Source organism: Campylobacter sp. 2018MI01 (assembly GCF_018501205.1).
GTDB lineage: Bacteria > Campylobacterota > Campylobacteria > Campylobacterales > Campylobacteraceae > Campylobacter_E.
Genome location: NZ_JAHCZE010000015.1, coordinates 23,718 through 30,374 on the forward strand (window position 1 = coordinate 23,718; position 6,657 = coordinate 30,374).

Genomic DNA, 6,657 nt, shown 5'->3' on the forward strand with positions numbered 1-6,657 from the left:
TTGGAATTTAAAATCAAAACTTTATATAAAACTAAAAAATAATATCTTAAAATAGCTCTTATTATTTAATAATATTTTATATAAAAATTAAGATAACTACAACTATAAAAACTTATCTTATAAAATGAAAATTTATTTTATTAATTAAATAGCACGCTGCCTAAGCGTATCATATTTGCTCCACTTTTAATAGCTATTTCATAATCACTACTCATACCCATAGAGCAAATCTTAGCTCCATCTTTTTTAAGCTCATCATAAATCTTATAACACAAATCAAAACTCTTAATAATTTGCTTAATATCATCGCTCATAGCACCTATACACATAACTCCTACAGGCTTTATGAATTTACAATTTTGTTTAATCGCTAAATACTCATCAATCGCTTTACTTGGATTAATACCAGCCTTGCTATCTTCGTTAGCCACATTTATCTCAAGCAATGTATCTAGCTCATAATCAAGTCTAGCATCAACATATTTTGCAAGGTCTAAATTAATGCAACTTTGCCACATAACAGGCTTTGTTTTTATGAGTAAATTAGCTTTGTTTTTTTGCAAATTTCCTATGAAATACCAGTTAATATCACTTGATAATTCAGCCTTTTTTCTAGCTAAATCCTGTACTTTATTTTCGCCAAATTCAATTTGTCCTAATTTATGTAAAGCCATTATTTTCTCATCTGTTGTATATTTACTAACCGCTATAATTCTTATATCTTTATATTTTTCTTTTAGTTCTAAATAAGTCATTTTTCTACCTTAATGAATATAATTTTTTTCTCTCGCTTGAGCTTGGAATATCTAGTAATTTTCTATATTTTGTGATAGTTCTTCTTACTATTTTTACATTAAATTCTTTTTCTATTTTTTCTAAAATTAATTGATCGCTTAAAGGTTTTAAGTGATTTTCATTTTTGATTAATTCGCTTACAAATTCTTTGATGGTTTTATTACTTGTGCCATCGTTTAATTCTGCTGCAAAAAAGTCTTTAATAGCTATTATCCCACGATTTGAGCTAATGTATTTATTAGCTATTGCGCGGCTAATTGTGCTAGTATTTCTATCAAGTTCGGTTGCTAAATCCTGCATTTTTAATGGCTTAATATCTCCACCTAAAAAATAATCATATTGATATTCAACTATCATTAAGGCAAGTTTTTTTAAAGTCGCCTTTCTCATTTCTAAAGCATCTACTAAATTTTTAGCATTTTTTACTTGTTCTTTTAACTCTTTATAGTCTTGAATTTCAATCTGCGGATAATAATCATCATTGATAATTATTTCTAATTTTCCATTCTCATTTAAGATATAAATATCAGGAATAATCTCTTTGCTATCTTCTAAATCATCAATAAAAGGCGGTAAATTAAAGCTTTTTATAATTCTTATTGCGTCTTTATATAAAGGATTTTTAGTATATTTTGATAAATTATCCAAATCATTTATAAGCTTTTTACATAATAAAAATAATTCATTTTCTAAATTCGCATTCAATAAGCAAAACTCTAAAGCTTCAATATAATTAATAGCACCAACTCCTAAAGGCTCAAGGTAGCAAAATCTCTTTCTAACTTTTTCTATATCTTCTAATAAATATCCTAAACAAATATTTTCATCATATACAAAATATCCATTCTCATCAAGACAACTTATAATAATTCTTGCAATTTCTTGAGATTTTTGAGTAGGAAATAAAGTCTTATTAAGCTGTAATTCTAAATCATCATATATGCTTTTTTTAGCGATATTTAATTCTTCAATCAAACCACCGCCTTTAGAATATAATTGTCTTATACTTTTGTTAGATTTTTTATCATTTATTTCTTTTTTTGAGCTAATTTTTATACAAGGATTATCTTTTGCTAGATTATTTACTTCATCTTCTAAATCATCACTACTAGCTTGAAGCAGTGGCAACCAGCTTCTAAGGGTTTGAGATAATTTTGGCTTTTGGCTTACTTGCTGACGGACTTTTAACATTATAAAGAAAAGTTTTTACCTAAATATTTGCTTTTTACTATTTCATTATTTGCAATTTCTTTAGCACTTCCACTAGCTAAAATACTACCGCTATCTAAAACATAAGCTTTATCACAAATTCTAAGGGTCTCACGGACATTATGGTCAGTAATTAATACGCCTATATTTAAATCTTTTAAATCCTTAATAATGCTTTGAACATCATTAATACTTTTTGGATCAACCCCAGCAAAAGGCTCATCAAGTAATAAAAACTTAGGCTCTAAAACTAAAGCTCTAGCTATTTCTAATCTACGACGCTCCCCACCGCTAAGACTTTTTGCAAGGCGGTCTTTTCTATCATAAATCTTTAAAAGATTTAATTTTTCTTCTATTAATTCATCTATATTTTTAAGCCCTTTAAGCTCTGCTGCAATTTGCATATTTTCCCAAACACTTAAATCTTTTAAAACGCTTGAATCTTGTGGTAAATAACCAATGCCTAGAATTGCGCGTTTATGAAGTGGCTCGTTAGTAATATTTAAATCATCTAAAAAAATATCCCCAGCACTAGGGCTAACAAGTCCGCAAATCATATAAAATGTAGTAGTTTTTCCTGCACCATTACTTCCAAATAATCCTACTATTTGAGAATTATCCATACTAATATCTACATTTTTTATAATTTCTATATTTTTTATACTTTTCTTTAGACCACACGCTTTTAAATTAACTAAACTCATAAAGCCTACCTTCATTATTAGTGCTAATTTTTACAATCTTGTATCTAAGTGCAAATTGCTCTAATATTTTTATAAAATCATCATCAGCCCATTCAATTAAATGAAGACCATCATTAAACAAATTCTCAAAAAGACCATTTTCTATAAAAGCTTTTGTTCCTTTTTGATAAATATCATAATGATAAATCGTATTAGTATCGTTTTTATAAGTATTTAATACACTAAAAGTTGGAGAAATTGCTTTTTGATTTAATTTTTTATTTGCTATTTTATTTACTAAAGTAGTTTTACCACTAGCTAAATCGCCTTGTAATAAATAAATCCCATTATCACCAAACTCATTTACCACTAAATCTAAATTATCTAAATTAGCTTTGATTATCATCTAGTTTTTCCACATATTCATTTGATTTTGCTTTAGCTACATTTTTGGTTGTAGGTAAAGCTAATACCTTAAATCTAATTTGCTCGTTTAAAAGATTTAGACTTATAATATCGCCAACTTTTACTTCTTTACTAGGTTTAACAACATTTCCATTTATACAAATTACGCCGTTTTTACACATATCAAGTGAAATTGAACGGCGTTTTGTGATATTTACTGCATTTAAAAATTTATCTACTCTCATAAAGAGCATTTTAGCTAGTTAGGAATAATTATTGCTTACAATTTAATCGTTTTTAAGAACTCAAATCTTTTTTTATACATTGAGCGTTTTTTTGATGGTATTTCTTCTAAATCTTTTTGCAAATATTCTAATACATAAAATGATTTTTCTTCTTTAATAATTTTTGTATTTTCTTGCCATATTTCATCATAATTTGGTATTACAAATACTCTTCCATCTCTTTTTCTATTGCGTTTAAATCTTGATACTAAAAATCTATCCTTTACTCCGCAAACTTTATTTATACCTAAAAACTCAGCAAAAATAAAAGCAAAAAATATAATAAAATTAAGCGGTCTTAAACCAAAATAAACTTTAGTAAATTCTTTTATCTCATCTTTAGTATTTAAACTACCTTGCAAAGCTGTTATTAACAACGCATCATTTAATAAAACAAAACTTAAAGAATATAAAAGCTCATTTTTATAATGCAAATGAATTGTAAAAAGTCCTTCGCTAATTACTTTAGGATTTGAGCTAAGCGTAATTTTTAAATCAAATTCATTAAAAATAATCTCATCATTACTTAAAATATCCAAAAATCTATTTGTAATAATTTCTAAATCCCTTTTAAAACATTCATTTGAATATTCAAAAGTAAAATTAGTAGCCCCGTATTTTTTGCATAACATATCATTGTGATACTTTAAATTCTCGCTAAATTTCTTAGATAATTTCGGATAATCTAGTAGAATTTGATTTAGGAATTTATGATTTTTAAAATGAATTATCTTTCTTAAAAAAAATCTAATATTTAATAATTTTTTGCTCTTCATTTCTTCGCTTTTATTTTTAAATATGTAAAAATTACAATCAATAAAACAAGTAAAATAATTGGCATATAAGATGAATATTCATCAAAAGTTTTAGCCAAACTATCTCCTAAATAAAACGCCGCATAAAACACCACAACAGCCCAAACAAAACAAGAAATTAGATTATAAATGCTAAATCTAAAAAAGCTTAATTTTGAAATCTCGGCTGCTATTGGACCTAAGGTTTTAAGCCCATAAACAAACTTACAAACTAAAGTAAAAATAAAGCCATTTTTTCTAAATAAAACTACTAAAAGAGCTAGTTTTCTTTTATGCTTTACAAGATGTTTTTGAAAGTCTTTTTTACTAGCTCTAGTAAAATAAAATAAAGCCGATGAGCCTAGAAAATTACCTACAAAAGCTACTAAAATACTAATATAAGGATTTACATTATAAGCACTTGCAAACACTCCTAAGGCAAGCAGTGCTAACATACCGCCGCCTAAAGAGTATAAAAATACTAAAATATATCCGTATTCTACAAATTTTTCTATAAATTCTTGCATTATTTCGCTAGCTCCACAGCTCTAGTTTCACGGATAACATTTACTTTAATTTCTCCTGGAAATTGTAAGCTGCTTGTTATTTCACTAGCTATTTCTTTAGCTAAAAGAACACTTTCATCATCATTAATTAGCTTAGCATTTACAATAACTCTAATTTCACGACCAGCATTAATTGCATAAGCTTTTTTAACTTGAGAATGTTGTTTTGCAATAGCTTCAAGCTCACTAACACGCTTTAAAAACGCTTCTAAAACTTCTCTTCTAGCACCTGGTCTTGCCGCACTTAAAACATCAGCCGTGCAAACTGCAGCAGCTTCAATACTTAAAGCATCTTCATGCCCATGGTGAGCAAAAATAGCGTTTAATACCACAGGATGCTCTTTGTGCCTTTCACAAACCATAGCACCTAAATCAACATGGCTACCTTCATATTCGTGAGTTAAAGCCTTACCAATATCATGTAAAATTCCAGCACGCCTTGCAAGTCTTGTATTACCACCACATTCAGCTGCGATAATTCCTGCTAAATGTGCAACTTCTAGGCTATGTGCTAATGCGTTTTGTCCGTAACTTGCACGATATTTTAAACGGCCAATTAATTTTACTAATTCAGGAGCCATTTTTGTAAGTCCTAAATCCATTATGATATTTTGACCTTCATTAAACATTTCTTCTTCAAATTCTTTTGAAACTCTTTCGTGTAATTCTTCAATTCTAGCTGGCTGAATTCTTCCATCATCTATTAATAAATCAATTACTTTTTTAGCAATTGCACGGCGTAAAACATTAAATGAGCTAATAATAATTGCATTTGGAGTATCATCAATAATTACATCAACACCTAAAACCATTTCAAGTGTTTTTATATTTCTTCCTTCTTTACCAATAATTCTTCCTTTTAAATCATCGCTTTTAAGATTTATTACGCTAATTAATCTCTCACTTGCATATTCACCTGCAAATCTAGTAGTAGCTTGTGCTAGGATATATCCTGCTTTTGCTTTTGCTTGAGATTTTGCTTCTTCTTCGCATTTTCTTACGATATGAGCGATTTCATCTCTTGCATCTTCTTTAGCTTGATTTATTACTAATTCTCTTGCTTCGCTTTGAGTTAAACCACTTATATTTTCAATACTACTTAATAATTCTTGCATTTTTGCTTCGCAAGATTTTTTAAGTATATTTGCTTCTTCCATCAATTCATTTGCAGCTTGCTCGCTTTTTACAATACTTGCTTTAAATTCATCTAATTTCTGTTCGTTTATTGCTAGAATTTGCTCTTTTTTCTCAATTTCTAGAATTTTCTTATCGTGTTCTTTTTGAAGTTCTAAAATCTTTTCATCATAAGATTTTTTATAACTCAACTCAATCTTACCCTCACTTGCTTTGGCATTTTCTAGAACTTTATCAGCATTTCTTAGTATTTTTTCAGCTTCATATTCAATCACTTTTGCTTTTGCTTTTGCTTGTTCTTCGTGAATTTTAAAATGAGCTTCGTGTATTCTTTTGGCTACTAAAACTCCTAATGCTCCTCCTAGAATAAATACCGCTAATAACGATATAATTTCAACTAATGTCATAACTTCTCTTTCTTTTTATTGTTTTACCATTTGCGATATAAAAATCGCCTTGAATATCCGATTTTAAACAAATTTTGTTTTTAGTAACGGATTTTATATTTTGAATAAAAATAATTAATAAATCATAATCAATTTTAGAAAAAGTTCTATCGTAAAATCCTTTGCCAAAACCTACTCTTCTAAAATCCTTATCAATTCCTAAAACAGGTATAATTGCAATATCAATTTTAATATTTTCAATCTTACTTGAGCTTTCTTTTATTTTAAATCTAACTTCACTTAATGGAAACCTTAATTTATTAAAAGCTAAAGTATTATCACTAAGCATTTTTGGAATATAAATATTGAATTTTTTATATAAAAATCTTTTGTATTTATAT

At 27.6% G+C, this 6,657-nt stretch carries 9 protein-coding genes; all 9 read right to left on the minus strand.

Translation table 11 applies throughout. The annotated features are described in order from the left end of the window. Positions 1–140: 140 nt before the first annotated feature. Positions 141–755, minus strand: coding sequence for a YggS family pyridoxal phosphate-dependent enzyme (locus KJQ97_RS04005; protein WP_214120021.1), 615 nt, complete (start codon positions 753–755; stop codon positions 141–143). A 4-nt stretch (positions 756–759) separates the two neighbouring features. Continuing rightward, positions 760–1,986 carry an RNA polymerase factor sigma-54 gene (locus KJQ97_RS04010; protein ID WP_214115898.1) on the minus strand — a complete coding sequence of 409 codons (1,227 nt, stop codon included), beginning with the start codon at positions 1,984–1,986 and terminating at the stop codon, positions 760–762. Beyond that, positions 1,986–2,708, minus strand: coding sequence for an LPS export ABC transporter ATP-binding protein (lptB, locus tag KJQ97_RS04015; protein ID WP_214115900.1), 723 nt, complete (start codon positions 2,706–2,708; stop codon positions 1,986–1,988). The genes KJQ97_RS04010 and lptB overlap by 1 nt, the downstream gene beginning before the upstream one ends. After that, entirely contained in the window at positions 2,695–3,093 is a 399-nt protein-coding gene (tsaE, locus tag KJQ97_RS04020) for a tRNA (adenosine(37)-N6)-threonylcarbamoyltransferase complex ATPase subunit type 1 TsaE (RefSeq protein WP_214115903.1), read from the minus strand. The genes lptB and tsaE overlap by 14 nt, the downstream gene beginning before the upstream one ends. Beyond that, on the minus strand, positions 3,077–3,337 hold the full coding sequence (locus KJQ97_RS04025; protein WP_214120022.1) for an RNA-binding S4 domain-containing protein: 261 nt from the start codon (positions 3,335–3,337) through the stop codon (positions 3,077–3,079). The genes tsaE and KJQ97_RS04025 overlap by 17 nt, the downstream gene beginning before the upstream one ends. Positions 3,338–3,372: 35 nt before the next feature. After that, positions 3,373–4,152: a DUF535 family protein gene (locus KJQ97_RS04030; protein ID WP_214120023.1), complete on the minus strand. Its 780-nt coding sequence runs from the start codon at positions 4,150–4,152 to the stop codon at positions 3,373–3,375. After that, on the minus strand, positions 4,149–4,697 hold the full coding sequence (locus tag KJQ97_RS04035; RefSeq protein WP_214120024.1) for a DedA family protein: 549 nt from the start codon (positions 4,695–4,697) through the stop codon (positions 4,149–4,151). The genes KJQ97_RS04030 and KJQ97_RS04035 overlap by 4 nt, the downstream gene beginning before the upstream one ends. Beyond that, entirely contained in the window at positions 4,697–6,277 is a 1,581-nt protein-coding gene (gene rny, locus KJQ97_RS04040; RefSeq protein ID WP_214120025.1) for a ribonuclease Y, read from the minus strand. The genes KJQ97_RS04035 and rny overlap by 1 nt, the downstream gene beginning before the upstream one ends. After that, on the minus strand, positions 6,264–6,657 hold a 394-nt coding region (locus KJQ97_RS04045), incomplete at its 5' end, for a 5-formyltetrahydrofolate cyclo-ligase (RefSeq protein WP_284454205.1). The genes rny and KJQ97_RS04045, both read right to left, overlap by 14 nt.